The organism is Neorhizobium galegae, assembly GCF_017877055.1.
GTDB lineage: Bacteria > Pseudomonadota > Alphaproteobacteria > Rhizobiales > Rhizobiaceae > Neorhizobium > Neorhizobium galegae_D.
Genome location: NZ_JAGIPG010000001.1, coordinates 647,432 through 671,416 on the forward strand (window position 1 = coordinate 647,432; position 23,985 = coordinate 671,416).

General features: G+C 63.4%; 25 protein-coding genes and 2 pseudogenes. 13 read left to right on the top strand and 14 right to left on the bottom strand.

What is annotated here, in order from left to right; all coding sequences use genetic code 11:
• Positions 1-20: 20 nt before the first annotated feature.
• Positions 21-1,877: a M3 family oligoendopeptidase gene (locus tag J2857_RS02805; protein WP_432420135.1), complete on the bottom strand. Its 1,857-nt coding sequence runs from the start codon at positions 1,875-1,877 to the stop codon at positions 21-23.
• A gap of 151 nt (positions 1,878-2,028) precedes the next feature.
• Between J2857_RS02805 and J2857_RS02810 the strand changes: the two are divergent.
• From J2857_RS02810 to J2857_RS02815, 3 genes and pseudogenes are all read left to right on the top strand, one after another.
• A pseudogene (locus tag J2857_RS02810) lies at positions 2,029-3,217 on the top strand (sigma-54-dependent transcriptional regulator); the annotation flags it as partial.
• Positions 3,218-3,414: 197 nt separating this feature from the next.
• Positions 3,415-3,591, top strand: a pseudogene (locus J2857_RS31470) (helix-turn-helix domain-containing protein); the annotation flags it as partial.
• A 290-nt stretch (positions 3,592-3,881) separates the two neighbouring features.
• Positions 3,882-5,717, top strand: a complete 1,836-nt coding sequence (locus J2857_RS02815) for a DUF882 domain-containing protein (protein ID WP_210008448.1) — start codon at positions 3,882-3,884, stop codon at positions 5,715-5,717.
• 86 nt (positions 5,718-5,803) lie between these two features.
• On the opposite strand, the gene J2857_RS02820 is transcribed toward J2857_RS02815, so the two are convergent.
• The 3 genes from J2857_RS02820 to J2857_RS02830 all read right to left on the bottom strand — a co-directional run bounded on the left by J2857_RS02820 (position 5,804) and on the right by J2857_RS02830 (position 7,285).
• The gene (locus J2857_RS02820) at positions 5,804-6,076 is read right to left on the bottom strand and encodes a DUF2312 domain-containing protein (protein WP_007752220.1); all 273 of its coding nucleotides are present in this window, start codon (positions 6,074-6,076) and stop codon (positions 5,804-5,806) included.
• Positions 6,077-6,162: 86 nt separating this feature from the next.
• The gene (locus tag J2857_RS02825) at positions 6,163-6,471 is read right to left on the bottom strand and encodes a DUF1244 domain-containing protein (RefSeq protein WP_210008449.1); all 309 of its coding nucleotides are present in this window, start codon (positions 6,469-6,471) and stop codon (positions 6,163-6,165) included.
• Positions 6,472-6,493: 22 nt separating this feature from the next.
• Positions 6,494-7,285, bottom strand: a complete 792-nt coding sequence (locus tag J2857_RS02830) for an N-formylglutamate amidohydrolase (protein WP_210008450.1) — start codon at positions 7,283-7,285, stop codon at positions 6,494-6,496.
• A gap of 233 nt (positions 7,286-7,518) precedes the next feature.
• Between J2857_RS02830 and J2857_RS02835 the strand changes: the two genes are divergently transcribed.
• Positions 7,519-7,968: a DUF1036 domain-containing protein gene (locus tag J2857_RS02835; protein WP_373426822.1), complete on the top strand. Its 450-nt coding sequence runs from the start codon at positions 7,519-7,521 to the stop codon at positions 7,966-7,968.
• Positions 7,968-9,407, top strand: a complete 1,440-nt coding sequence (pyk, locus tag J2857_RS02840) for a pyruvate kinase (protein WP_210008451.1) — start codon at positions 7,968-7,970, stop codon at positions 9,405-9,407. The genes J2857_RS02835 and pyk overlap by 1 nt, the downstream gene beginning before the upstream one ends.
• Before the next feature lie 85 nt (positions 9,408-9,492).
• Here the strand turns inward: pyk and J2857_RS02845 are convergent, their stop codons facing one another.
• The 7 genes from J2857_RS02845 to J2857_RS02875 all read right to left on the bottom strand — a co-directional run bounded on the left by J2857_RS02845 (position 9,493) and on the right by J2857_RS02875 (position 14,140).
• Positions 9,493-10,248 carry a hypothetical protein gene (locus J2857_RS02845; RefSeq protein ID WP_210008452.1) on the bottom strand — a complete coding sequence of 252 codons (756 nt, stop codon included), beginning with the start codon at positions 10,246-10,248 and terminating at the stop codon, positions 9,493-9,495.
• A 75-nt stretch (positions 10,249-10,323) separates the two neighbouring features.
• The gene (locus J2857_RS02850) at positions 10,324-11,364 is read right to left on the bottom strand and encodes an alpha/beta fold hydrolase (protein ID WP_210008453.1); all 1,041 of its coding nucleotides are present in this window, start codon (positions 11,362-11,364) and stop codon (positions 10,324-10,326) included.
• Positions 11,365-11,383: 19 nt separating this feature from the next.
• The gene (locus tag J2857_RS02855; protein WP_210008454.1) at positions 11,384-12,004 is read right to left on the bottom strand and encodes a hypothetical protein; all 621 of its coding nucleotides are present in this window, start codon (positions 12,002-12,004) and stop codon (positions 11,384-11,386) included.
• A gap of 99 nt (positions 12,005-12,103) precedes the next feature.
• The gene (ykgO, locus tag J2857_RS02860; RefSeq protein ID WP_003497670.1) at positions 12,104-12,229 is read right to left on the bottom strand and encodes a type B 50S ribosomal protein L36; all 126 of its coding nucleotides are present in this window, start codon (positions 12,227-12,229) and stop codon (positions 12,104-12,106) included.
• A gap of 123 nt (positions 12,230-12,352) precedes the next feature.
• Positions 12,353-13,432: a 5-(carboxyamino)imidazole ribonucleotide synthase gene (locus tag J2857_RS02865; RefSeq protein ID WP_210008455.1), complete on the bottom strand. Its 1,080-nt coding sequence runs from the start codon at positions 13,430-13,432 to the stop codon at positions 12,353-12,355.
• Complete coding sequence (gene purE / locus J2857_RS02870) at positions 13,429-13,926, bottom strand: 5-(carboxyamino)imidazole ribonucleotide mutase (RefSeq protein WP_007757842.1); 498 nt, start codon at positions 13,924-13,926, stop codon at positions 13,429-13,431. Before purE ends, J2857_RS02865 begins: the two co-directional genes overlap by 4 nt.
• A gap of 10 nt (positions 13,927-13,936) precedes the next feature.
• Positions 13,937-14,140, bottom strand: a complete 204-nt coding sequence (locus tag J2857_RS02875; RefSeq protein WP_037077103.1) for a YdcH family protein — start codon at positions 14,138-14,140, stop codon at positions 13,937-13,939.
• Between the two features lie 231 nt (positions 14,141-14,371).
• Between J2857_RS02875 and J2857_RS02880 the strand changes: the two genes are divergently transcribed.
• Positions 14,372-14,548: a YdcH family protein gene (locus J2857_RS02880; protein WP_210008456.1), complete on the top strand. Its 177-nt coding sequence runs from the start codon at positions 14,372-14,374 to the stop codon at positions 14,546-14,548.
• Between the two features lie 150 nt (positions 14,549-14,698).
• Here J2857_RS02880 and J2857_RS02885 read toward each other — a convergent pair whose 3' ends face one another.
• A complete protein-coding gene (locus J2857_RS02885) occupies positions 14,699-14,959 on the bottom strand; it encodes an ArsR/SmtB family transcription factor (RefSeq protein WP_038544997.1) in 261 nt (86 codons plus the stop codon).
• Between the two features lie 114 nt (positions 14,960-15,073).
• Entirely contained in the window at positions 15,074-15,844 is a 771-nt protein-coding gene (locus tag J2857_RS02890) for a sulfite exporter TauE/SafE family protein (protein ID WP_210008457.1), read from the bottom strand.
• A gap of 118 nt (positions 15,845-15,962) precedes the next feature.
• Between J2857_RS02890 and J2857_RS02895 the strand changes: the two genes are divergently transcribed.
• The 7 genes from J2857_RS02895 (at position 15,963) to J2857_RS02925 (ending at position 22,636) form a co-directional block, all read left to right on the top strand.
• Entirely contained in the window at positions 15,963-16,616 is a 654-nt protein-coding gene (locus J2857_RS02895) for a thiamine phosphate synthase (RefSeq protein ID WP_210008458.1), read from the top strand.
• A complete protein-coding gene (locus tag J2857_RS02900; RefSeq protein ID WP_210008459.1) occupies positions 16,616-17,761 on the top strand; it encodes a tetratricopeptide repeat protein in 1,146 nt (381 codons plus the stop codon). Before J2857_RS02895 ends, J2857_RS02900 begins: the two co-directional genes overlap by 1 nt.
• 151 nt (positions 17,762-17,912) lie before the next feature.
• Positions 17,913-19,175: an MgtC/SapB family protein gene (locus tag J2857_RS02905; RefSeq protein WP_210008460.1), complete on the top strand. Its 1,263-nt coding sequence runs from the start codon at positions 17,913-17,915 to the stop codon at positions 19,173-19,175.
• Positions 19,176-19,331: 156 nt separating this feature from the next.
• The gene (locus tag J2857_RS02910; protein WP_210008461.1) at positions 19,332-20,132 is read left to right on the top strand and encodes an inositol monophosphatase family protein; all 801 of its coding nucleotides are present in this window, start codon (positions 19,332-19,334) and stop codon (positions 20,130-20,132) included.
• 135 nt (positions 20,133-20,267) lie between these two features.
• Positions 20,268-21,320 carry a flagellar motor protein MotA gene (locus J2857_RS02915; RefSeq protein ID WP_210008462.1) on the top strand — a complete coding sequence of 351 codons (1,053 nt, stop codon included), beginning with the start codon at positions 20,268-20,270 and terminating at the stop codon, positions 21,318-21,320.
• Positions 21,321-21,323: 3 nt separating this feature from the next.
• Positions 21,324-22,355 (top strand): peptidoglycan -binding protein, encoded by a 1,032-nt coding sequence (locus J2857_RS02920; RefSeq protein ID WP_210008463.1) that lies wholly within the window; start codon positions 21,324-21,326, stop codon positions 22,353-22,355.
• Between the two features lie 62 nt (positions 22,356-22,417).
• Positions 22,418-22,636 carry a hypothetical protein gene (locus J2857_RS02925; RefSeq protein ID WP_210008464.1) on the top strand — a complete coding sequence of 73 codons (219 nt, stop codon included), beginning with the start codon at positions 22,418-22,420 and terminating at the stop codon, positions 22,634-22,636.
• Here the strand turns inward: J2857_RS02925 and J2857_RS02930 are convergent.
• Entirely contained in the window at positions 22,620-23,903 is a 1,284-nt protein-coding gene (locus J2857_RS02930; RefSeq protein ID WP_210008465.1) for a glucoamylase family protein, read from the bottom strand. The genes J2857_RS02925 and J2857_RS02930 overlap by 17 nt on opposite strands.
• Positions 23,904-23,985 lie beyond the last annotated feature (82 nt).

Below are 23,985 nucleotides of genomic sequence, written 5' to 3' on the forward strand. Positions count from 1 at the left end.
GGATGAGGGGCTGCTATGTCCTACGCCCTGTCCAGAGCCTCCAGCTCGTCGATCAGGCCCTCGATCATCGACAGGCCCTTCGACCAGAAGGACGGGTCGGTCGCGTCGAGGCCGAAGGGCTTCAGGAGTTCCGAGTGATGTTTGGTGCCGCCGGCCTTCAGCAGTTCGAAATACTTCTGCTGGAAGCCCGGCGCAGCGTTCTGGTAGACCGCGTAGAGCGAGTTCACCAGGCAGTCGCCGAAGGCATAGGCGTAGACGTAGAAGGGCGAGTGGATGAAGTGGGGGATGTAGGTCCACCAGCTTTCATAACCCTCCGAGATCCTGATCGCCGGGCCGAGGCTCTCGCCCTGGACGGACAGCCACAGTTCGCCGATCTGCTCGGCGGTCAGTTCGCCCTCTTTCCGGGCCGTGTGGACCTTGCGTTCGAACTGGTAGAAGGCGATCTGGCGCACCACCGTATTGATCATGTCCTCGACCTTCTGGGCGAGCATCGCCTTGCGCTCGCGTTTGTCGGTGGTCTTTTCGAGGAGTGCGCGGAAGGTCAGCATCTCGCCGAAGACGGAAGCGGTCTCGGCCAGTGTCAGCGGCGTCTGGCACATCAGGGCGCCCTGATCGCCGGCCAGCACCTGGTGCACGCCGTGACCCAATTCGTGGGCGAGCGTCATCACGTCACGCGGCTTGCCCATGTAGTTGACGAGCACGTAAGGGTGGGCCGACGGCACGGTCGGATGTGCGAAGGCGCCTGGCGCCTTGCCGGGGCGGACCGGCGCGTCGATCCATTCCTCGTCGAAGAAGCGGCCGGCGATATCGGCCATCTCCGGCGCGAAGCCGCGATAGGCGTCGAGCACGGTGTCCTTGGCCTCGGTCCAGGAGATCAGCGCGTTCGGGGTCTCCGGCAGTGGCGCGTTGCGATCCCAGAAATTGAGCTGGTCCATGCCGAGCCATTTCGCCTTCATCGCGTAATAGCGGTGCGACAGGCGCGGGTAGGCTTGCTTCACCGCCTCGGCGAGGGCATCGACGACTTTGCGCTCGACGCGGTTGGCGAGATGGCGGCTGTCGGCAATGTCCTCGAAGCCGCGCCAGCGGTCGGAGATTTCCTTGTCCTTGGCGAGCGTATTGGTGATCAGCGTGAAGACGCGCAGGTTGTCGCCGAAGGTTTTCGAGAGTGCCGCCGCTGCCTTGGCGCGGGTTTCCGGCTCAGGCTCCTGCAGCATGTTGAGGGTGATTTCCAGCGGCAACTGTTCGCCGTCAACCTCGAAGCGGAGTTCGGCCATGGTCTCGTCGAAGAGGCGGTTGAAGGCGGCGGCCGAGGTCATCGACTTTTCGAGAAAGAGCTGTTCCAGCTTGTCTTCGAGCTGGAAGGGCTTGTCTTTCCGCAAGTCGACGAGCCAGGGGCGATAGTGGCCGGCGGCCGGATCGCGATCCATGCAGGCGTCCATGATCGCGTCGTCGATGCGGTTGAGTTCCAGGGCGAAGAACAGCAGGTGCGCGGAGAGGTCTGTCAACTTCGCCTGCACATCGCCATAGAACTTGCCGTTGGCCGGGCTCGACGTGTCGGAGAAATAGGTGAGGCCGGCAAACGAGCCGATCTTGCCGAGCAGGTCGTCGAGCGCCTCGTATTCCTTGAGCGCCTCGCCGATGCCGCCGGCGCCGGTCTTGGTCGCGGCCTCGGTAAGCTTGCCCTTCCACTTTTCCTCGAAGGCGATCGACAGCGTGGCTGCCTTTTCCATGTCGGCCGTGAACGCGGGCGCATCCTTGGCTTCATAGAGATCCGAGAGCTTCCAGACCGGCAGAAGGCCGAGCGCCGGGTCGGAGGCGGCAGCGCCTGCGGCGGTTGCGGCCGGAATTTCGGGGAGGACGGTGGCGGACATGTTCATCGCTTTTTTCCTTCTCAACCTGTTGCGTCTGTTTTCCTTGCCGGCCGTTAAAATGCAAGCTTTTCTCAAAAGGGGATGTTCAAGGCTTTCTGACACAACCAGCGGCATAACAGCCTAAAAGGGCCATGATGACCATTGCTGGGAGCCGAGCATGATTGCGCAAATCCTCGTTGTCGATGACGATCCGATTCAGCGTCGCCTGTTGAAGAATGCGGTGGAACGTTACGGCCATGCCGCCCACCTCGCCGAGAACGGCCTTGCGGCGCTCGAGTTCCTGAAACGCACCGCGACCGACATCAATGTCATCGTGCTCGACCTGATGATGCCGGAAATGGACGGCCTCACCTTCCTCGCCGCAATCCGCGAGCTCGGCATCGAAACCCCTGTCATCGTCCAGACGGGACAGGGCAGCATTGAATACGTGGTGCAGGCGATGCGCGCCGGCGCCTTCGATTTCGTCGTCAAGCCGGTATCGCCGGAACGGATCGGCGCCTCGATCACCAATGCGTTGAAGCTCGACCAGAAGGAATCGAAGGCCCGCGTCGGCCGCCGCCATCGTGCCGGTGCCGTCGGCTTCGGCGACATCATCTCGGCAAGCCCGGACATGCTGCGGGTGATCGATCTTGCCCAGCGCGCCGCCCATTCCAACATCCCGGTGGTACTGGAAGGCGAATCCGGCGTCGGCAAGGAAATGATCGCCCGCGCCATCCAGTCGAACAGCGACCGTGCCGGCAAGCCGTTCATCACCGTCAACTGCGGCGCCATTCCGCACAATCTGGTCGAGAGCATCCTCTTCGGCCATGAGAAGGGCGCCTTCACCGGCGCTTCGGAAAAACATACCGGCAAGTTCGTGGAGGCAGACGGCGGCACGCTGTTCCTCGACGAGATCGGCGAACTGCCGCTCGACGTGCAGGTGAAGCTGCTGCGCGCCGTGCAGCAGGGTGAAGTCGAGACCGTCGGCGCTTCCAAGGTCCAGAAGGTCAATGTCCGGCTGATCTCGGCCACCAACAAGGACCTGATCGAGGAAGTCCGGGCCGGCCGTTTTCGCGAGGACCTCTATTACCGCCTCAACGTCTTCCCGATCACCATTCCGGCGCTGCGCCGCCGCAAGGAAGACATCCCGCATCTCGCGCGCGTCTTTGCCGAGCGGTTCTCAACCGAACAGAAGCTCAACAGGACGCTGTCGGTCGGCGCCGGCGCGCTGGCGCTTTTGACGGCCTACGACTGGCCGGGCAATATCCGCCAGCTCGAAAACGCCGTGTTCCGCGCCGTCGTGCTTGCCGAGGGCACTGAGCTCACCGAAGACGATTTTCCGCAGATCGCCGCGCAGATCCCGGAATTCAGGCAGGCGGAACTGGCGGCGACCGCCGTCATGCCCGCGCCGGGTGTCCTGTCCGACCACGCCATGCGCGAGGCGCTCGCCGATTCGCCGGTATTTGCCAACAGCGACAAGGCCCGGGCCGGCAGGCCGGATGCGAAGGCGATGCTCGCCGCCGCCTATCCACAGGAAAACGTCATCGTCAGCACCGACGAGACTGGGGAAGTGCGAAAGCTTGCCGATGTCGAGGAGGAGCTGATCCGCTTTGCCCTGAAGTTCTATCGCGGCCAGATGAGCCAGGTTGCCCGCAAACTCGGTATCGGACGCTCGACGCTTTATCGTAAACTGAAGGATTACGGCATCGATCCGGACGATCCACTCAAGGAAGCGGCCTAGTTACTTACTTAATTACTCATGTATCAGATAATGTTAACCCTCGCACAAGGATGTCCTGTCAACGTTTGTCAATCTCCGATTAGTCAATTGTTGACTATATGGGAGAAGGTTGTACATGTGTGGCACATTTGCCATCGTGTCACCGCAATTGACAGTCATTTGAGGCAACGTGGGACGTTGTCGACAGGACGGGGATCGTTTTGCCGGATCAGTATGCAAAAGAAACGCCTTCGGGTGAGAAGAGGCGTGGCGGCAGAGCTGGGCTTTTTGTCAGTCTGACCCGACGCGCCATGGCGGTCGCCCTGCTGGTGTTGATGGCGCTGCCCGTGCTTTCGATCTCCGCAAGCGATGCAGCCGCCCAGGAAAAGAGCCTGAAACTCTATTTCGTCCATACCGGCGAGAAGGCCGTGATCACCTTCAAGCGGAACGGCAAGTTCGATCCCAAGGGCCTCGCCCAGATCAACCAGTTCCTGCGCGACTGGCGTCGCAACGAACCGGCCAGGATGGACCCGCGGCTCTTCGACCTCGTCTGGGAAGTCTATCGCCGTTCCGGTGCCTCCGATTACATCCACGTGGTTTCCGCCTATCGTTCTCCGACCACCAACAACATGCTGCGCACCCGTTCGCGCAATACCGGTGTCGCCAAGAACAGCCAGCACATGCTCGGCAAGGCCATGGACTTCTACATTCCGGGCGTGAAGCTTTCGACGTTGCGCGCGCTTGCCATGCAGATGCAGGTCGGCGGCGTCGGCTTTTACCCGACCTCCGGTTCGCCCTTCGTGCATCTCGATGTCGGCGGCGTGCGTGCCTGGCCGCGGATGACGCGCCAGGAACTGGTGCAGATCTTCCCGAACGGCAATACGATCCATCTTCCCGCCGATGGCAAGCCGCTTCCCGGCTATGAGACGGCGCTGGCCGACTACAAGCGGCGCGTCGGCAGCGATTCGATCCAGATCGCCAGCACCGCCGGTGGCGGCATCCGCGGCGACGGCTCTGAACGCAAGCGGCAGCCTAACCTTCTGGCATTCCTGTTCGGCGGCGGTGGTGCCGACGAGGAGGAGGACAATGAGGAAAGCGCTGCTCCAGCCGTGGCGCGGCGTGCGGCTCCGGCTGCAAAGCCTGCTGGGGACGACGAGGGCGAAGCGCCTGTCGCGGTTGCCTCGGCTTCGCCTTTGACGGGCCAGAATCAGGCCCAGACACAGAATCAGGCGCCGGCACAGGCGCAGACGATTGCAGCGCCCGTGCCGCTTTCACGTCCCGCCTTCCGTTCGGATGCCGGCGGGTTTGCGACGGCGCTCTATTCTCCGGCGCGCAATCCGGCCCAGGAAGCGCTCGCGCTGCAGGCGGCTGCTCCCGCCCAGCCCGGCGCGGAAACCTTTGCCGATCTTTCCGCCTACAACATCCCGGTTCCGACACTGCTTGGACCGCGTGGCTTGAGGGGTGACGCGGAAAGCGGCGTGATGACCGCGTCCGTCGGCCCGATGCCGGCGCTTGAGGAAATCGCGTCGGTGCCGCTTCCCGGCCAGCGGCCGAACATCGCCGCTGCGGCTCCCGCCGCCAAGGCTGAGGAACAGCAGGAGCTGACGCCGGCCCTCGTTGCGGCGCTTGCCCAGAGTGTCGAGCCACGCCAGGAGGCGGCGGCGCCCATGCCTATCGCTCCAACCCAGCCCGCGTCGGCCCAGCCCGCGTCGGCCCAACCCGCTGCGGCCCAGCCTGCTCCGGCAATGGCGGCGGCTCCGACGCCGGCCCAGAAGCCGGTCGAAATGGCATCGGCTTCTCCGAAGGTGATCCACTCCAACAGGGGTACGCAGTTCGGTGACGGTTTCGATGCGCCGCGCAGCCCGGTCACGGCTTCGACAAGCGCGCTTCCGATCCCCGCCAAGGGCGGCCGTCCGAACCAGAATGCGCCGCAGTCGGCAAACGGCGGCACGCTGACGGGCGATGCGCTGGCGAAATGGGCTCTCAACAACAATCGTGCCAGTGCGGCCGCCTCGATGAAGGCCCCGCGCGTCGTCAGCCGGACCCTCAACAACGAATATTCGGCAGGCTATTCCGGCGGCGGCTTCAGGCCGGTTGCCGCCACGGTGGCGATCGACCCGAACCGGTTCAGCGGCCCGAACAATTGATCGCCGGGCCGATCGAAGACCATAAAAAACCCGCCGGAATGGCGGGTTTTTTCATGCTTCTGCCTGGCCTGCATGCCTGAGAAGAATCAGGCGGCGTCCTGGTCGGCAGGGGCCTCGATCATGCCGAGCGCCTGGAGATAGGTATCGAGGATCAGATCCTCTTCCATACGCTCCTGGTCGTCCTTCTTGCGCAGGGCGATGACCTTTTTCATGATCTTCGTGTCGTAGCCCATGCCCTTGGCTTCGCCGTAGACGTCCTTGATGTCGTCGGCGATGGTCTTCTTTTCTTCTTCCAGTCGTTCGATGCGCTCGATAAATGCGCGAAGCTGGTCGCGGGCGACGCCATGAGCATCAGACATCGGGGCCTCCTGATCGTGTGGATTTCATTGAATGGTCGTCAACTGCCGAAAAGCCGCCGCGAGGTCAAGCCCAATCGGCAAATCGATCAGCCATGGGCTGGCTTGTTCACGTCGAATGCGGCTTTTTGTGCATCCGAGGCTTCCGCCTGATGCAGATTTTTCCAATCCTCGTAGGGCATGCCGTAGACGATCTCGCGGGAGGCGTCCTTGGAGAGATCGACGCCGGCATCGCTGGCGGCATCGCGATACCAGTTCGACAGGCAGTTGCGGCAGAAGCCGGCAAGGTTCATCAGATCGATATTCTGAACGTCGGCGCGCTCGCGCAGATGCTGGACAAGGCGGCGGAAGGCGGCGGCCTCGAATTCGGTCTGCTGTTCTTTCGTGAGTTCGCTCATGGGCGCACCTCCTGGTGTCGCGTCACACCGGATAGGGGCCGGTGCGCGAGGGAAAGATCCTGTATTCATGCAATGTGGGGTCGGCGTTGAGCGTCTTGAAGACCGGCGCCAGCCTTTCTGTCCAGGCGGCGATGCCGGTCTCGTCGCCGATCAGGTCCTGACGGACCTCGAGAAGCGCGTGCGGGGTTCCCGACACCATGCAGTGCCGGTACATCGTGTCGCCTTTAAGCGCCCCGTCATAGGGTTCGTTGTCGCCGACGACGATGTCGCCGGGTTCGCCGAGCAGGTGCAGGAGGGGCGTCACGGCGCGGTCGTCGCTGTCCCAGAGCACGGCCGCATGCCAGGGGCGGGCGACGCCCTTCCAGAACGGCGTGAAGGAATGCAGCGACAGGACAAGCGGCGCTCGGCCCGAGCCGCCGGCCTTTGCAATGGTGCGTTCGACGGCGCGGTGATAGGGCCGGTGATAGGTATCGAGGCGAAGATCCCACTCTTCCTGGGTAATCGGATGATTGCCGGGAATGATCGCCCCGTCGGAAATCTTCATGATCAGGGTCGGATCGTCCTCGCCGCGGTTCGGGTCGATCAGCAGGCGCGAGAAACAGCCGAGCACGGCCGGCACGTTCAGCATCGCCGCCAGCCGGCGGGTCAGTGCCTCGATGCCGATATCGAAGGCGATGTGGCGGTGGAAGGCGCTCTCCGGCAGGCCGAGGCTGCCATAGGAGGCGGGCAGGCGGTTCATGGCATGGTCGGCGAGCAGCACCATGCCACTGTCATAATCGCCTTCTATGATCTCGAAAGGAATGAAGTCCTGCATCGCCACCGGAAATGAAATGGTTTCGAAAGGTCGGTCGGAAGACGGGTGTTGATGGCATGGGGAAAGCCGCGACGCAAGTCGTGCTGGCACGACGATCAGCTTGGATTGAGGGCATGAGACGGACTAATCGATTAGAGTTACGTTGACTTTCCGACTCCGCCGCGCGAAGAAAGTGCTTCACGAATAACCATGGAGTCCTGACGGAAACCGTGTCGAAAAAATCCCCCAAAGCCATTCTTCGCTCCCTCGTTTCCGCTTCGGCGCTTGCCGCCATGGTCGCCTTCGGTGTTCCGCTTTTGGCGGCGACCGTCGCGCGTGCGGATTTCCGTGTCTGCAACGCCACGCAGAACCTCGTCGGCGTGGCGATCGGCTATCGCGCCACGGAGGGCTGGACCACCGAAGGCTGGTGGCAGGTTCCGGCCTCCACCTGCGCGACGCTGATCGAGGGCGAACTGCAGTCGCGTTATTATTATCTCTATGCTGAGGACGCGGCCCGGGGCGGCCGCTGGACCGGCAATGTGAACATGTGCGTCGCGGAGAACGAGTTCAAAGTCGTCGGCGTCAATGACTGTTTTGCCCGTGGCTTCCAGCGCATGGGGTTTAAGGAATACGATACGGGCCGTCAGGGAAGCTGGATGGTCCAGCTTTCGGACACGCCTGGCACACAAGAAGGCCACAACTGATGAGGCGCAACCGCAAAGTAAAGATCCTCGCCACCCTCGGCCCGGCTTCGTCGGAAGAGGCGATGATCCAGAAGCTGCATGAAGCGGGGGCTGATCTCTTCCGCATCAACATGAGCCACGCGAGCCACGACCTGATGCGCACGCTGATCAAGCGCATCCGCGCCGTCGAGGAGCGCAGCGGCCGGCCGATCGGCATTCTGGCCGACCTCCAGGGTCCGAAGCTGCGCGTCGGCAAGTTCGCAGCCGGCAAGGTTACGCTCACTCCGGGGCAGACCTTCACGCTCGACAACCGCGACGAACCCGGCGACGAGACCCGCGTGTTCCTGCCGCATCCGGAAATCCTGGAAGCGGTGAAAGTGGGCCATCGCCTGCTGATCGACGATGGCAAGCTGGCGCTGAAGGCCGAGAAGGCCGACGGCAAGAGCATCGTCTGCAAGGTTATCGCCGGCACCAGCATTTCCGACCGCAAGGGCGTCAGCCTGCCCGATACCCTGCTCGGCGTCGGCGCGTTGACCGAAAAGGACCGCGTCGACCTCGACGCGGTGCTCGCCACCGACGATGTCGATTGGGTGGCGCTGTCCTTCGTGCAGCGTCCCGACGACCTTGCCGAAGTGCGCAAGATCGCGCGCGGCCGGGTCGGCATCATGTCGAAGATCGAGAAGCCCCAGGCGCTGGAGCGCATCGATGAGATCATCGAGCTTTCCGATGCCGTCATGGTGGCGCGCGGCGATCTCGGCGTCGAAATGCCGATCGAAGCCGTTCCGGGCATCCAGAAGCAGCTGACGCGCTTGTGTCGGCGCGCCGGCAAGCCGGTCGTCGTCGCAACCCAGATGCTGGAATCAATGATCACCGCGCCGGTTCCGACCCGCGCCGAAGTGTCGGACGTGTCGATCGCGGTTTTCGAAGGCGCAGACGCGATCATGCTGTCGGCCGAATCGGCCTCCGGCCAGTATCCGGTCGAGGCGGTGTCGATGATGGCGTCGATCGCCAGCACGGTCGAGCAGGATCCGCTTTATCCGAGCATCATCTACGCCCAGCGCGCGACGCCGGAGGCAACCGGTGCGGACGCGATCTCGCTGGCGGCCCGCCAGATCGCCGAAACTTTGAAGCTGGCCGCGATCGTCACCTATACCTCGTCGGGCACGACGGGCCTGCGTGCATCCCGCGAACGTCCGGAGGTGCCGATCATCGCGCTGTCGCCGATCGTCCAGACGGCGCGCCGGCTTTCGGTGGGTTGGGGCATGCATTGCGTCGTCACCAATGACGCGACCGACCTCGACGACATGGTCAACCGCGCGTGCCGCATCGTCGTGTCGGAAGGCTTCGGCAAGCCCGGCGACCGGATCATCATCTCGGCCGGCGTGCCGCTCGGCACACCCGGCGCCACCAACATGCTGCGCATCGCCTATATCGGCTCGGACGGCCAGAGCGGCATCTGAGGCGCAGCGAGCGGACAAAAGAAAACCGCCGGGGATCGCCCCGGCGGTTTTTTTATTGCGCGCAATTTGAAGGCGTAGGGCGCCGTTAGATGGTGATGCTGACGGTCGGCATGGCGGAGACCGTGCCTGTCAGTGTGTTGACGGAAGCGTCGAGGCTCTGGGTGCCGGGAACGGTGGCTGCGCTGTTCTGCTCGCGCAGCCGGCGGGCAGCTTCCTCCAGAAGCGCCTTGATCTGGCGGGCGACGGTGCTGAATTCCATTGCCGTCTTGATGTCGTCGAGGGACAGTCTTGGCGTCTCCCGCGGCGTTTCGTCCATCTCGTCGAGATAGGCCTGCTCGGCATAGGAGACCTGCTTGTCGTCAGCCAGGGGCTCATCCCCCGGTTCGTCGTCGGCAGCGTCCGCGGCTGCAGCCTGCTCGCCCACATCGAGGGTCAAATCCGTCGTCTCGGCTCCGGACGAAGCGTTGACCGGGGCGAACGGCATGGCGCCGCCAGCGCCTCCGGTCAGGGCCTCGGTGAACTCGCGGGCGGCGCCGGCCACGACCACGCCAAGCTGTGCCGCCTGCCTGGCGACCACTTCCGGATCGAAACCCCAGCGGCGCATGAACTCGAGCTGCTGCTTGGCATCCTCGAGTTTTTGCTTGGCGCGGGCCTTGGCCTGTTCTTCGGCCTCGCCCGTCGCCTTATTCAGCGATGTCAGGCCGTGGACGAGGCGGTCGTAGGCTTCGTCCTTGGGGCTGGACGGATCGGACGCTGCCGGTGCGGCGTCTGTCGAGGTCGACGCGCTTTCCTGCTTCGCAGAGCGTGCCGGATAGTCCCTGCCAATGCTGCCGATTTCCATCTCTTCGCTCCGATTCCATTTTCCCGGAGGTTGGGGCGGGCAGCTTGCTTCGGGCTGGTGTCGTCCGAGCAAGGCTCAGGTTTTCTCGATCGAAAGATCCAATTCCGGAGATGTGTCTGTCGCCGCTGGCGCGAGCCGCGCTTCCGCGATGTGGGCCGCGGCCCTCAGGTCGCGGGGGAGGCCGGCGAGTTTCTCGATCGCCGCGATCACCACGTCGGTCGCAACATAATCCGGCTTGTGGCCGAGATTGCGAATGGAGACGAGTTCGGATCCGGCGATATCGGCGGCGAGGCCGCGCGAATGGATTTCCTCCGCGACGATCGTGTCGCAGTCGCCGGTGATGATCACCGTCGGTGCGGCGATCTCCCGGTATCGCGGCGCGACGCGCGTCACGTAGTCGTTGAGATTGGCGACGTCGATCGCATTGCTGCGGAACGATTGGGGGCGGAGCACGAGGTACGGTGCGCCATCGTCAAGGTAGGTCTCCGGGCAAGGGTTGGGGTGAAAGACCGAACGTGTCGCAGCCTTCATCACCACAAGGCCGGCCGGCAGGGCGAGCAGATGGCTGAACAGCCGGCCGATCACCGGACGGGCGGTGAGATTGTAGTACCAGTCGATCCGGCCGGGCCAAGGATGGGTGGCGGGCGCCAGGAACAGCAGGCCGGCGGTCTTTTCCGGATGGTGGAGGCCGAAGCTCGCAGCGATCGCGCCGCCGAAGGAATGGCCGGCGATGATCGCCCTGTCGATGCCGCGCTTTTCCATCAGCCTGGCGATTGCCGCCGCCTGGCCATCCGGAAAGCCATTTTGGACGCCGCCGCGCTCCGAATACCCATGGCCCGGTCGGTCGATGAAGAGCATTTCGGCGCGGCCTTCGAGCGCCCTGCGGAAGGCTGCTTCCTGGTCGCGGAAATTGCCGCTGGCGCCGTGGATGAAGACGATCGCCGGCAAGTCGGCGCCGGCCGGCTTGGGTACATGCAGCGAATTCATCGAAAACCCGCCGACATCGATCAGTTCGCCGGTGTTCGGGAACGCGGCTTCGATCGCTTTCGCCTTCCAGGCGGTGAAGCAAAACGCGGTGCCGACAAGGCCGGCGATGGCAAGGGGCAAGATCATCATGGACGGGCTGCCCGAAGGCTCAGGTCCGGTTGCCGGCGAGCTTTTCGGAGAGCTTGGTAACGGCCTCCTGGGCGTCGCGGTCGGCGGGGTAGACGGCGAGATAGTCCTGCCATGCCTTCAGCGCCAGTTCGTCCTTGCCGGCTTCCGTCAGGATGCCGGCCATGCCGGCCAGCGCTCCGAAATGGCGCGGCTCGCGCTTCAGCACCTCGGCGATGTCGGCCATGGATTTGCGGGGATTGCCCATCGTGTAATGCAGCGTCGCACGGCGGTTCCAGCCTTCGGCAAAGGCGGGATCGAGCACGGTCACCTGGTCGAGGAAGTCGAGTGCCGCGGCGTTGCGCTTTTCCTTGATAGCGGTCGCGGACCACTGCATCAGCAGGTTGACGGTGGCGCTGCCCGAATCGTTGAGGTTGGCGATGATCTGACTGGCGATGCCGCGTGCCTTTTCCGGATTGCGTTCGCGCTTCAGGGCATCGAACAACGGATCGACGGGCTTGCCCGATTTCTGGGCGACGGCGGGAATGGCCGGGGCGGCCGCAGGTGGCGCGGCAGGCGGTTTGGTCGTCGCTGTCTGGGCGAGAGCGGACGAAGCGGTAAGGCTCGCGGCGAGAATCAGGGTGCTGATACGAAAATAGCGCATGCGGATAAGGTAATCCGCATGCGCCGAAGGTCAAACCCGATTTGTCGTGTTACCGACAATTTGATCGGCTGCGGCCGAGACCGGAGCCGAATGCCTGTCTCAGCCCTGACGAGCCTTGAAGCGCGGGTTCTGCTTGTTGATGATGTAAACGCGGCCCTTGCGGCGAACCAGACGGTTATCGCGGTGACGAGCCTTCAGCGCCTTAAGCGAGTTCTTGATCTTCATTTTCCTGGTCCAGCAGTCTGTGGGCGCGAGGCCGCATGTCTATCAATCAAAAGCGCGCCGCCAAGATTCTTCGAGGGGCGCGCTCTCAGTTGGGTGTGCAGATAACCCGAGCTATTCCGCATGTCAACCTTGTGACGACGTTTTCAGGCCGTTCAATTCGGTCACATGGCCCATTTTCCGGCCCGGTCGGGATTCCGTCTTGCCGTAGAGATGGACGAGAACATCATCGCGCGAGAGCCAGGCGGGCACGTCCAGAATATCGTCGCCGATCAGGTTGGTCATCACGCAGTCGGAATGGCGCAGTGGGTTGCCGAGCGGCAGTCCGGCGACGGCGCGGATATGCTGCTCGAACTGCGAGACGACGCAGGCGGCCTCCGTCCAGTGGCCGGAATTGTGGACGCGCGGGGCGATCTCGTTGGCGATCAGCGTTCCGTCCGCCATCACGAAGAACTCCATGCCGATGATGCCGACATAATCGAGCGCGGCGAGCAGCTTTTCGGCCGATTCGCGGGCGGTTTTCGCCGTCGCCTCGGAAATCCTGGCGGGCAGGGTGGAGGTGTGGAGGATGCCGTTCCTGTGGATGTTCTCGGCCAGATCGTAGCAGGCGGTCGTGCCGTTCTTGGCGCGGGCGGCGATGATCGAGACCTCGCGCTCGAAGGGCACAAAGCTTTCGAGAATGAGCGGCACGCCGCCGAGCGCGTCGTAGGCGCCGGCAGGGCTGTCCTCGGCGGAGCGGAAAACGCGCTGGCCCTTGCCGTCATAACCCATGCGGCGGGTCTTCAGCACGCCCTGGCCACCGAAATCGGCGAGCGCCGTTTCGAGGTTAGGCTGGCTGTCGACGGCATGGAATTTCGCGGTCTCGATGCCGCAGGAATTCAGGAAGCGCTTTTCGGTCAGCCGGTCCTGCGACACATCGAGGGCCTTGGCCGGCGGGTAGACCGGGACCGAGCGCTGCAGCGTCTCGGCGGCGGTGACCGGCACGTTCTCGAATTCGTAGGTGACGACGTCGCAGCGGCTGGCGAGTTCGGCGAGCGCTGCCGGATCGTCATAGGCGGCAGTGATCTGGGCGTTGGCGACCTGGGCTGCCGGACAGTCGGCCTGCGGTTCGAGCACGATCGTGCGGAAGTTCAGCCGGGCCGCGGCCATGGCCAGCATGCGGCCGAGCTGACCGCCGCCGATAATGCCGATCGTGTGGACAGTCATGGAGCCTCGTCGATTGGGTAGTCTGCAACGGCGGCGCTCTGGCGGGCGCGCCATTCGTCGAGCCGGTCGGCGATCTCGTCGTCGTTGAGGGCGAGAACCGCGGCTGCCAGCAGGGCGGCGTTGATGGCGCCGGCCCGGCCGATCGCAAGGGTGCCAACCGGAATGCCGGCGGGCATCTGGACGATCGACAGCAGGCTGTCCTGGCCGGACAGCGCCTTTGACTGAACCGGCACGCCGAAAACCGGAAGCGGGGTCATTGCGGCGGTCATGCCGGGCAGGTGGGCCGCACCGCCGGCACCGGCGATGATGACCTGGAAACCTTCCGCGCGGGCGCCCTTGGCAAATTGCATCATCCGCTCCGGCGTGCGATGCGCCGATATGATACGGGCCTCGTAACCGATATCGAGCGCCTCCAGCGTGTCGGCGGCGTTCTTCATGGTCTCCCAGTCGGACTGGCTGCCCATGATGATGGCGACGGCAGGTCTTTCAGACATGGCGGGACCCTTACGCGATGATGTCCGGAACAATCTGGTCTTCGAGCTGAGTCATCTTGTCTTTCAGCGACAGTTTCTTCTTCTTCATGCGCTGCACGCGAAGGGCGTCGCAGCCGACCTGGATCATGGCGTTAATGGCGGCGTCGTAATCCTCGTGTTCCTGTCGAAGTTTCGCGAGCACCAGCCGGACATCCGCCTGTTCCTGATCTGCCATATTCCAGTCCCCATTCTCACGCCCGGCATTTCAGCGGTCGCCGGCATTGTCCGCAAGCCTCTACCACCAAACCGCGTTAACGGGAAGTTAGACACGGTCACGAATTTGCCCACTTCAAACCATGATTTCACCTTCGACAAAGCCGGCCGATCGTGTCACACTTCCTTCGTAAACCTGAAGCCTCGGCATTAGGGAATGCCGTGGTAGGTGACTAAGGAAGGAACATGCCACATGACCGTCCAGGCTCATATCGCATCGCTTGAAAAGAAGCACGGTGCTTTGGAGGAGGAGCTCCAGACCGTTCTAGCGTCCCCCTCCGCCGACGACCGTGAAATAGCCGACCTCAAGCGGCGCAAGCTGCGCATCAAGGACCAAATGCAGCGCCTAAAGGCATCTACGCGTCATTAGTTCCTCAGTAGGAGAACCCGCCGCTCGCCCATTGTTTCATCAGTCAGAGGCGAATAATAAAAGCGGCAAACCAATAATCCAGAAATAACAATGACAAGGTTCTGGTCGTGGTGAAGGGAGCCACAATTCCCCCGGTTTAAAAACCGGTCGTCACGACCAGAACTGATCCAGCCACAGGTTCAGCCTGTCGAAGCCCTTGCTGTTGACGGAATAGATGCGCCGCGTGCCTTCCGCCGTCACATTCACCAGATTGCTGTCCAAGAGAGCCTTGAGATGCTGGGACACCGCGGGCCGGCTGATCGGCAGGCCCTGCGCAAGTTCGTTTACGGTTTTCGGAGCGCGCCGCAATTCTTCCAGCAGATACCGCCGGTTAGGATCAGCTATGGCTGCAAAGGGATCAACGGTCGTCATGCGTTGAACTTACGGTAAACGTTCGGTAACGGCAAGATTTATTGTGCGTCGCAACAATATGCGCCGCCTTATTTTGCGTTGCTTTTTTAGCGAGGCTGCGCTTGCTTCGCCGGGTCAGAACGGCAGGCCGTCCCACAGCAGTTTCAACCCCGCACAGAATGCCAGACCGTAAGTCATCGGATAGAAGGTTTCGGCCTTCAGGTGCTTGACGACTGCCGCGCCGATCATGGTCGCGATCAGCGCGACGGGCAGCAGGGTTGCGGATATGGTCAGGTTCTCGGTTCCCAGCGCCCCCAGGAAGAAATAGGGAATGACCTTGACCGCGTTGACGATCGCAAAGAAGCGGATGCTGGCCCCGGTATAGGCCTTCGGATCGAGCCGCATCGGCAGGACGTAGATCTGGAAGGGCGGTCCGCCGGCATGGGCGACGAAGCTCGCGTAACCGGACAGGGCGCCCCAGAAAGTGGCCGCGGCCGGGCGGTGCGGCAGGGGAGCCCTCGGCCGGTTGGAGTGGGGACCGTAGACCTGCCAGAAATAGCGCGCGGTAAACAGGATCGTCGCAACCGCGATGACGAGGCGCAGCGCATTGTCCGAGACATAGGCCGAGGTCGCCCAGCCGAGCGCGATGCCGATGACGCCGCCGGGCAGGATCATCAGCAGCGTCTTGCGGTCGTTGAAATTTCGCCAGGACCACAATGCGACGATGTCCATGACGATCAGGATCGGCAGGAAGATCGCCGCCGCCTTGACCGGATCGACGGCGAGCGACATCAGCGGCACGCCGAGCAACCCGATAGCGCCGCCGATGCCTCCCTTCGAGAGGCCGACAAGCAGAACAGCGGGGATGGCGAAGGTGAAGAACGCGAAGCTAAGCGTATCGGGCATGAAGACTCGGAGGGGATGAGGGAATGGTTGATCCGGCAGGCGGTCCGGTCTATCGAATTTGCGGACAGAAAACGAGTGCGGATTTTCACAAGCCGATATCCGCCGAACGGGAAGAAACATGACCGGACAGGAAGACCGCTGCCGCCTCGTGCTGATCGTGCCGCACTATGACGATGCCGATCAGCAGGCCAAGGATCTCGAAGCAGCGCTTGCAGGCGGCGACGTCGCGTCGGTGATCGTGCCGCAATACGGGCTCGACGACCAGGCGTTCCAGAAGCGTGCGGAAGCGCTGGTCGAACTGATCCAGGCGGCGGGCGCTGCGGCGCTGATTTCCGGCGACAGCCGGGTGGCCGGCCGCATCAAGGCGGATGGCCTGCATCTCGGCGGGAACCTGACGGAGCTGGAGGAAACGATCGAGAAATTCGTGCCGAAGATGATCGTCGGCACCGGCGGGGCGGCTGACCGGCACCAGGCGCTGGCGATCGGCGAATTCCGCCCCGACTACATCTTCTTCGGCAAGCTCGACGGCGACATCAAGCCCGAAGCACATCCGAAAAACCTCGCGCTCGGTGAATGGTGGGCCTCGATGATCGAGATCCCCTGCATCGTCATGGGCGGTACCGATCCGTCGTCGGCGCTTGCCGTCGCGGAGACCGGGGCGGAGTTCGTGGCGCTCAGGGGAGCGGTCTTCTCCAGCCTTCAAGGCCCCGGCGCCGCGGTCGCTGAAGTCAACGCAATTCTGGACGAAAAAGCGCCACGGTTTGAGGCTTGATGAAGCCCATGCCGTCGAACCGAGTTTCCCGCGTGATTCTGAAAGGGCTGCTGGCGACGCTCGTCGCTTCGGCAGCAATGCCTTCCTTTGCGCTGGCGCAGGCGAATTCGAGAGCGGTCACCCGGCCGGTGGAGCCCGGTTTCCAGCCGATGAAAAAGGGCCGGGTCGAGATCCAGCCGGTACCAGGCGCCGCGCAGGGCACCAAGGAGCCCGAGGGCCAGCCGAGCGGCATCGTTCCTTCGGGCGGCGTTGAACTTTACCAGCGCATGGGTGCGGCACTGCCGCCGGCACCGGCGGAAAAAGCCTATACCGGCGCCGTGGACGATGCCTACGGGGCATACCAGCGTGGAATGTACGTGACGGCGCTCGACAAGGCGCTGACCCGGGCCGGGGCCGGCGATGCGGCGGCGCAGACGCTGGTCGCGGAAATGATGACCAAGGGGCTCGGCATCAAGCGCGATGCCAAGACTGCGGCATTCTGGTATCAGAAGGCGGCGGAGGGCGGCGATCCGGCCGCGATGTTCCAATATGCGCTGCTGCTGATGACCGGGCGCGACGTGCCGCGCGACAAGTCAAAGGCTGACGATTTCATGCGCAGGGCCGCCGAAGCCGGCAATGCCTCGGCACAGTTTAACTGGGCGCAGATCGTGGTCTCCGAAAATCCGGGTGACAAGGGCCTGCATCTGGCCTTGCCGTTTTATGAAAAATCCGCAAGGCAGGGCGTGGCCGACAGCCAATATGCGGTGGCGCAGCTCTATGTGACGCTGAAGGACCTGCCGGCGGACAAGAAGGCGCGGGCCCGCGAATGGCTGGAGCGTGCCGCAGACGCCGGTTTCGACACCGCCCAGCTCGACATGGGCCTGTGGCTGGTCAACGGCGTTGCGGGAGACCGCAATTACGAAAAGGGTTTCGAATGGCTGCGGATCGCCGCCCATCGCGGCAATGTGGTGGCCCAGAACAAGCTCGCCCATCTCTATATCAACGCGCTCGGCACTCGGCCTGATCCGGTCGAAGCGGCCAAGTGGTACGTGCTGTCGCGCCGGGCCGGCCTTCAAGACCCGGAGCTTGAGGATTTCTATCTCGGGATCAACGAGGATCAGCAGCGCCGGGCGATCGACGCGGCGAATAAATTCCGGCGGGGGTGAGGCGCGACGGCTTGCCGTCAAATCGCTCCAGTGGAGCGATTTGAGCGCCGAACGCGCTAAGCCAAAGCGAAGCGCCGGGAGCCGGTTCGGCAAAGCCGGAGCAATCGATCCGTTGAAGCGGTTGCAGGGACCTGGAGGGGGCGGGGCAGGATTGGACCAGATCGAGTTTTTCGCACGTGTCGGGCTGGCGATCGCCATCGGTGCCGCCGTTGGCGTGGAGCGTCACTGGCGCGAACGGGACGAACCGCCGGGAGCTCGGGCAGCCGGCATCCGCACCTTCACGATGATCGGCATGCTCGGCGGCGTTGCCGGCTTGATCGAGCGGAGCCTCGCTCCGGCATCGGCCTATCCGGGCATCGTGACCGTCGGTTTTCTGATCGCCGTCACGGTCGTCCTGACCCTGTTCGAGCTGCGCCAGGCGATCGCTGAGGAGAGCTTCAGCGCCACCTCGGTCATTACCGCCCTCCTCACGTTCGGTCTTGGCCTGCTGGCCGTCATTGGTGACATGGTGCTGGCTTCGGCGGCCGGAGCCACGCTTGTCTCGATCCTTGCAGGCCGCGAATTTCTGCACGGGGCGATCCGCCGCATGCAATGGGTGGAGTTGCGTTCCGCCGTCATCCTGCTTGCCATGACTTTCGTGCTCCTGCCGATCATCCCGGCCGATCCGTTCGGTCCATTCGGCGGCATCTCGCCGCGAAGCCTCGTCCTCCTGGTCATCACGCTCGCCTCCATCTCCTTTGCCGGTTATATCGCGGTTCGGTTGCTCGGGACCTCGCGAGGCGACGTGGTCGCGGGCGGGATCGGCGGTCTCGTTTCCTCGACCGGCACGACCATCACGTTTGCGAGGCGCAGCCGGGAAGGTGCAAGCACGACGTCGCTTGCCGCCGGCGCCATCAGTGCTGGTGCCGTGTCACTCCTGCGGGTCGCTTTCCTGATCGGGATGCTGGCGGCCAGCCTGCTGCCGGCCCTGCTGCTGCCGCTCTGCGTCGGCGCTTTGGTCATGCTGGGTTACGCCGCATTCCTTGCCTTCGGGAAGCAAGCTGCGGTGAGTGAAAGCTCTCCCGGCAACCCGTTCGAACTTCCCGCGATTGCCAAGATGGCAGTCCTGCTTGCCGCCGTGGCATTTTTCGCCCGTGCCGCGACCCTCTATTTCGGTGATCGCGGTCTCCTTGCCGCCTCGGCGCTTTCCGCGCTTGCCGATGTCGATGCCGCGACCGTCACGGTGGCGGGCATGCTGCCGGGACTCGATGCAAACCTTGCTGTGCGCGCCATAGGCATCGGAGTGCTCGTCAACATGGTGATCAAGGCGGTCTACTCGGTGATCTTCGGCACTCGCAGTTTTGCCATCCATCTGTGGTCGGCCACGCTGATGTCGGTTGGCGCGGGACTTGCCGCGGATTGGCTGCAGGGCTGAGCGTCGGATGCTTCGTGGCCGAGAGAATAGCCGCTCTGCCGGCGCCATGACTTGAATTTCCCGCGGTTTTGTGGTCTTGAACCCGCCCATCAATAAAAACTGAAAAAACGCCGTCCCGTCCAGACGACAGTCGGGACAACTCCAAGGATTTCCCGCATGGCCCGCTCCGCCCTTCTCAACGTCATGGTTCAGGCTGCCCTCAAGGCAGGCAAGTCGCTTTCCAGAGATTTCGGCGAGGTGCAGAACCTGCAGGTTTCGGTGAAGGGCCCGAGCGATTTCGTCTCCCAGGCGGATCTGAAGGCGGAAAAGATCGTCCGCGACGAGCTGCTGAAATCGCGTCCGACCTATGGTTTCGTCGGCGAGGAAAGCGAAGAGCTGAAGGGTACCGACGGCGCGCATCGCTGGATCGTCGATCCGCTCGACGGCACCACCAACTTCCTGCACGGCATCCCGCAGTTCGCCGTATCGATTGCGCTCGAGCGCAACGGCGAAGTGGTTGCCGGCGTCGTTTTCAATCCGGCGACGGACGAGCTGTTCACTGCCGAAAAGGGCGGCGGCGCTTTCATGAACGACCGCCGCATCCGGGTCGCTGCCCGCCGGGTGCTGTCCGACTGCGTGATCGGCTGCGGCATGCCGCATCTCGGCCGCGGCAATCACGGCAAGTTCCTGGTCGAACTGCGCCACGTGATGGGTGAAGTCGCCGGCATGCGCCGGTTTGGCGCGGCCGCCCTCGACCTTGCCTATGTGGCTGCCGGCCGCCTCGACGGTTTCTGGGAAACCGACCTTATGCCCTGGGACATGGCCGCCGGCCTGATCCTGATCCGCGAGGCGGGCGGTTTCGTCTCCGACATGAAGGGCACGACCGACATCTTCGGCAGCGGCAATGTCGTTGCCGGCAACGAGCCCATTCAGAAGGCGCTGATCGAAGTCGTCAACCGGCCCGTTCCGACCCGCTGAGGCATTTTTGCGCCACCGCACAGCTTAGAGCTCCAGTACTGAATAGCTGACTGTTTTCCTAAGCTTCTGCACTTCAATTCGTCGCAATTTTCAACTAGCCTCCGGCGCGGCAGACTACCGGAGGCGAAGCATATTATGGCGAATGCGACAGTGGACGATCTGGATGCGTCTGAGACGAATCGCGGCGGCTATGCCTACAAACTTTCCAATCCCGCCTCGTTTTTATGGACGATGTTGATCTTCCTGATCATCGTCGGTTTCGTCGCTTCCATCCTCTACCGCCAGGCTGCCCACGCCTTCCAGACCAATCCCGGCCTGAACGGCCTCATTCTCGGCGTTCTCCTGATCGGCGTGATCCTGGTTTTCAACCAGGTGATCGCCCTGATGCCGGAAGTGCGCTGGTTCAATTCCTTCCGCGCCGCTGGCAGCGCCGACAAGGTTGGCCGCGAACCGCGCCTGCTGGCGCCGATGCGCACCCTGATCGGCAGCCGCCGCAAGATGGCGCTGTCGACCAATGCCTTCCGTTCCATCCTCGACACGATCGGCACGCGCCTCGACGAATCACGCGACACGTCGCGGTATCTCATCGGCCTGCTCGTCTTTCTCGGCCTGCTCGGCACGTTCTGGGGCCTTATCCAGACCATCGGCTCGATCAGCAACGTGATTGGGGCGCTCGACCCGAATTCCGGCAGTTCCAACGATGTGCTCGCCGCCATCAAGAGCGGCCTTGCCCAGCCGCTGGCCGGCATGGGCACGGCGTTCTCCTCCTCCCTGCTTGGCCTTTCCGGCTCGCTGATTCTTGGCTTCCTCGACCTTCAGGCGGGCCGCGCCCAGAACCGGTTCTATACGGAACTCGAGAACTGGCTGTCTTCGGTGACCGATCTCGGATCGGACATGCCGCCGGCCGTCGCCGAGACCCTCGCGAGCGGTTCGTCCGAGGATATCAGAGCGCTGACCGAACAGCTGCGCGCGCTCGCCTCGGCCCAGACCAAGGGGCCGGTCGATGCCCACCAGAACGAGCGGTCGCTGTCGGCCATGGCCAATCTTGCCGAAGGCATCCAGGGCCTGGTCAAGAACATGCGCAACGAACAGCAGATGCTGCGCGACTGGATCGAGGCGCAGCAGGAAGAATCAAAGGCACTGCGCCGCACGCTCGACCGGCTTTCCGACAAGATCGGGGGGAAGTAAGCGATGGCGCTCGGCAAGAACCGCCGTCGCGAGCGGGGTGTCGACTATTGGCCGGGTTTCGTGGATGCGCTTTCCACGCTGCTGCTCGCCATCATGTTCCTGCTGACGGTCTTCGTGCTGGCGCAGTTCCTGCTCAGCCGCGAAATCACCGGCCGTGACGAGGTGCTGAACCGGCTGAACAGCCAGATCGCCGAACTGACGGAGCTGCTGGCGCTCGAAAAGGGCAATACCCAGGATGTCGAGGATCAGCTCGCCAACCTGCAGTCCTCGCTCGCCACGGCGGAAGCCGACCGCTCGCGCCTGCAGCAGTTGCTGAGCCAGGGGACCGGCAGCAGCAGCGCCGCCAATGCGCGCATCGGCGACCTTACCAACCAGCTCAATCAGGAACAGCAGCTGAGCGCCCGCGCCGCAAGCCAGGTTGAGCTCCTCAACCAGCAGATCGCCGCGCTGCGTGCCCAGATCGCCGCCATCGAACAGGCGCTGCAGGCCTCGGAAGCCAAGGACGCTTCCTCGCAGGCGCAGATCTCCGATCTCGGCCGGCGCCTCAACGTGGCGCTGGCGCAGCGCGTCCAGGAGCTGAACCGTTACCGCTCCGACTTCTTCGGCCGGCTGCGGGAGATCCTCTCGGACCGCGAAAACATTCGCATCGTCGGCGACCGTTTCGTGTTCCAGTCGGAAGTGCTCTTCCCCGTCGGCGGCAACGAACTCGACCCGGCGGGCCGGGTGGAGATGGACAAGCTCGCCGCAGCCCTTCTCGATCTCGCCAAGGAAATCCCGGCCGAGATCAACTGGGTGCTGCGCGTCGACGGGCATACGGACAACTCGCCGCTTTCCGGCTCTGGCCGCTACCGCGACAACTGGGAGCTTTCTTCCGCCCGCGCTACCTCGGTGGTCAAATACCTGATCTCCAAGGGGGTGCCGGCCAACCGTCTCGTCGCTGCCGGCTTCGGCGAATTCCAGCCGATCGCGCAAGGGGATACGCCCGATGCCCGCTCCCAGAACCGCCGCATCGAGCTGAAGCTCACCGAGCGGTAAGCCTGGCATTGTCCGTATTCATTGACGGCCGCAAAGCCCAGGCGGCCGGGAAGAACTGAGTGATGGCCGAAGACAAGCCGGATATGGACGCCCTTATGAAGGCGGTCGCGGAAAGCCCCAAGCGCGACAACAGCGTCTATCACAAGGCGATCGCCGAGGCGCGCCAGGCCTTCGAAGAGGCCGAAGCCGCTCTCGGCGGACCGGTCGAAGTGCGCACTAGGAGCAAGATGAAGCGCAACGGCGACTACGTGGTGAAGTGGACGTTCAGGCGACTGGATTAGGCGTGTCGGCCGCGATGGAATAGGTGGCCGACGTGAAGCCCAACCGCTCCAGGCCGCGACGAACCTCGGGCGCGTTCATGAACAGGCGCCAGAGCAGGCCGGATCGATAATTTTCGATCATCGCGATGATCGGGCCCTGGTCGATCGCGAGATATGTGCCGGCCACCCAGTCCGTCTTCGGGACGAACGCGTCGACGAAGCCGAATGCGCCGAGCAGTTTGCCATCGCCATACTGAAGCAATGCGCGCATGGCGCTTTCCGCCTCGGCGGGCAGGAAAGGGAAGCTCGACAGGGCCGCGGTCGGCGCGATGACGCCGCGATCATAGGTCGGCGAGTGGGCACCGTAACCCTGCGGCCCGTCGGATGCGCTGAGGCCCCAGACCCCGGCATCCGCATAGTCGGGCACGGTCATGCAATAGTCGTGGTTGATGCGCGTATGCGCCACGGCCTGGTCCTGGTAGTTGCCGCAATAGCGGTCGCTCAGGCCCCGCGGATCCAGCGCGCAGAACGAATAATGCGAGATGAAGAGCGGGCCGCCAAAAGGCTCGCCGAGCGGGAGCTTCGTTCCGAGATAGGTCTCGCCGTTCAGCATGGCGCCCGACCGCGCCCAGCCCGCATGATAACTTTCCGGCTTGATCGAATGGGTGTCGGAACCGGCCGCCAGGACGTAGCAGGACAAGGCCTCGTTCCAGCCGCGGATCGGCAGGTTCATGGCCCAGTCGTAGTTCGGGCTCCAGTGCCAGTAGAGAGCGTCATCCTTGCCGCGGGTAAACCAGTCCCATTCGACCTCGTCGAACAATCGCGTGATATCCGCGCGCAATTTCTCCTCCCGGGCGGTCCCGCCAGCGAAATATTCCCGCGCGCAGATCAGACCCTGCATCAGCAGCGTCGTTTCGACGAGGTCGCCGCCGTCGTCACGTCCGGAGAAGCGGATGACGTCGCTCGTTTCCCCGTCGATGAAATGCGCGAATGCCCCGTGAAAAGTTGGTGAGTGCCTCAGACGATCGATGATGGTCGATATGCGCGCCAGTGCCTGCGAACGGGTGATCCACTGGCGTTCCGAGGCGACGATAATGGCGAGGACACCGAAGCCGACGCCGCTGACCGATACGATATTCGGGGAAGGGGCGCCGGAGACGAAGCACTTGTCGAATGGCAGCCCCGATTCGGGATGGGCACCATCCCAGAAGAACCGAAAGGTCCGGGACTGTATCTTGTCCAGGCAATCATCGAGGGAGAGGCTGGGCGGCAGTTGACTGAAATTCATGGACCTCGAGCTTCTGGCGGCAATGGTATCTGCGATACTAGCAGGTATGCGGTAGGTAGGCATCCGGCGCGCCCGGTTCACG

Bases quoted from the DNA above. Each gene is read 5' to 3' on its own strand.
- J2857_RS02805 (WP_432420135.1), bottom strand. From the start codon at position 1,877: ATGAACATGTCCGCCACCGTCCTCCCCGAAATTCCGGCCGCAACCGCC.
- J2857_RS02815 (WP_210008448.1), top strand. From the start codon at position 3,882: ATGGCGGTCGCCCTGCTGGTGTTGATGGCGCTGCCCGTGCTTTCGATC.
- J2857_RS02820 (WP_007752220.1), bottom strand. From the start codon at position 6,076: ATGTCTGATGCTCATGGCGTCGCCCGCGACCAGCTTCGCGCATTTATC.
- J2857_RS02825 (WP_210008449.1), bottom strand. From the start codon at position 6,471: ATGAGCGAACTCACGAAAGAACAGCAGACCGAATTCGAGGCCGCCGCC.
- J2857_RS02830 (WP_210008450.1), bottom strand. From the start codon at position 7,285: ATGCAGGACTTCATTCCTTTCGAGATCATAGAAGGCGATTATGACAGT.
- pyk (WP_210008451.1), top strand. From the start codon at position 7,968: ATGAGGCGCAACCGCAAAGTAAAGATCCTCGCCACCCTCGGCCCGGCT.
- J2857_RS02845 (WP_210008452.1), bottom strand. From the start codon at position 10,248: ATGGAAATCGGCAGCATTGGCAGGGACTATCCGGCACGCTCTGCGAAG.
- J2857_RS02850 (WP_210008453.1), bottom strand. From the start codon at position 11,364: ATGATGATCTTGCCCCTTGCCATCGCCGGCCTTGTCGGCACCGCGTTT.
- J2857_RS02855 (WP_210008454.1), bottom strand. From the start codon at position 12,004: ATGCGCTATTTTCGTATCAGCACCCTGATTCTCGCCGCGAGCCTTACC.
- ykgO (WP_003497670.1), bottom strand. From the start codon at position 12,229: ATGAAGATCAAGAACTCGCTTAAGGCGCTGAAGGCTCGTCACCGCGAT.
- J2857_RS02865 (WP_210008455.1), bottom strand. From the start codon at position 13,432: ATGACTGTCCACACGATCGGCATTATCGGCGGCGGTCAGCTCGGCCGC.
- purE (WP_007757842.1), bottom strand. From the start codon at position 13,926: ATGTCTGAAAGACCTGCCGTCGCCATCATCATGGGCAGCCAGTCCGAC.
- J2857_RS02875 (WP_037077103.1), bottom strand. From the start codon at position 14,140: ATGGCAGATCAGGAACAGGCGGATGTCCGGCTGGTGCTCGCGAAACTT.
- J2857_RS02880 (WP_210008456.1), top strand. From the start codon at position 14,372: ATGACCGTCCAGGCTCATATCGCATCGCTTGAAAAGAAGCACGGTGCT.
- J2857_RS02885 (WP_038544997.1), bottom strand. From the start codon at position 14,959: ATGACGACCGTTGATCCCTTTGCAGCCATAGCTGATCCTAACCGGCGG.
- J2857_RS02890 (WP_210008457.1), bottom strand. From the start codon at position 15,844: ATGCCCGATACGCTTAGCTTCGCGTTCTTCACCTTCGCCATCCCCGCT.
- J2857_RS02895 (WP_210008458.1), top strand. From the start codon at position 15,963: ATGACCGGACAGGAAGACCGCTGCCGCCTCGTGCTGATCGTGCCGCAC.
- J2857_RS02900 (WP_210008459.1), top strand. From the start codon at position 16,616: ATGAAGCCCATGCCGTCGAACCGAGTTTCCCGCGTGATTCTGAAAGGG.
- J2857_RS02910 (WP_210008461.1), top strand. From the start codon at position 19,332: ATGGCCCGCTCCGCCCTTCTCAACGTCATGGTTCAGGCTGCCCTCAAG.
- J2857_RS02915 (WP_210008462.1), top strand. From the start codon at position 20,268: ATGGCGAATGCGACAGTGGACGATCTGGATGCGTCTGAGACGAATCGC.
- J2857_RS02920 (WP_210008463.1), top strand. From the start codon at position 21,324: ATGGCGCTCGGCAAGAACCGCCGTCGCGAGCGGGGTGTCGACTATTGG.
- J2857_RS02925 (WP_210008464.1), top strand. From the start codon at position 22,418: ATGGCCGAAGACAAGCCGGATATGGACGCCCTTATGAAGGCGGTCGCG.
- J2857_RS02930 (WP_210008465.1), bottom strand. From the start codon at position 23,903: ATGAATTTCAGTCAACTGCCGCCCAGCCTCTCCCTCGATGATTGCCTG.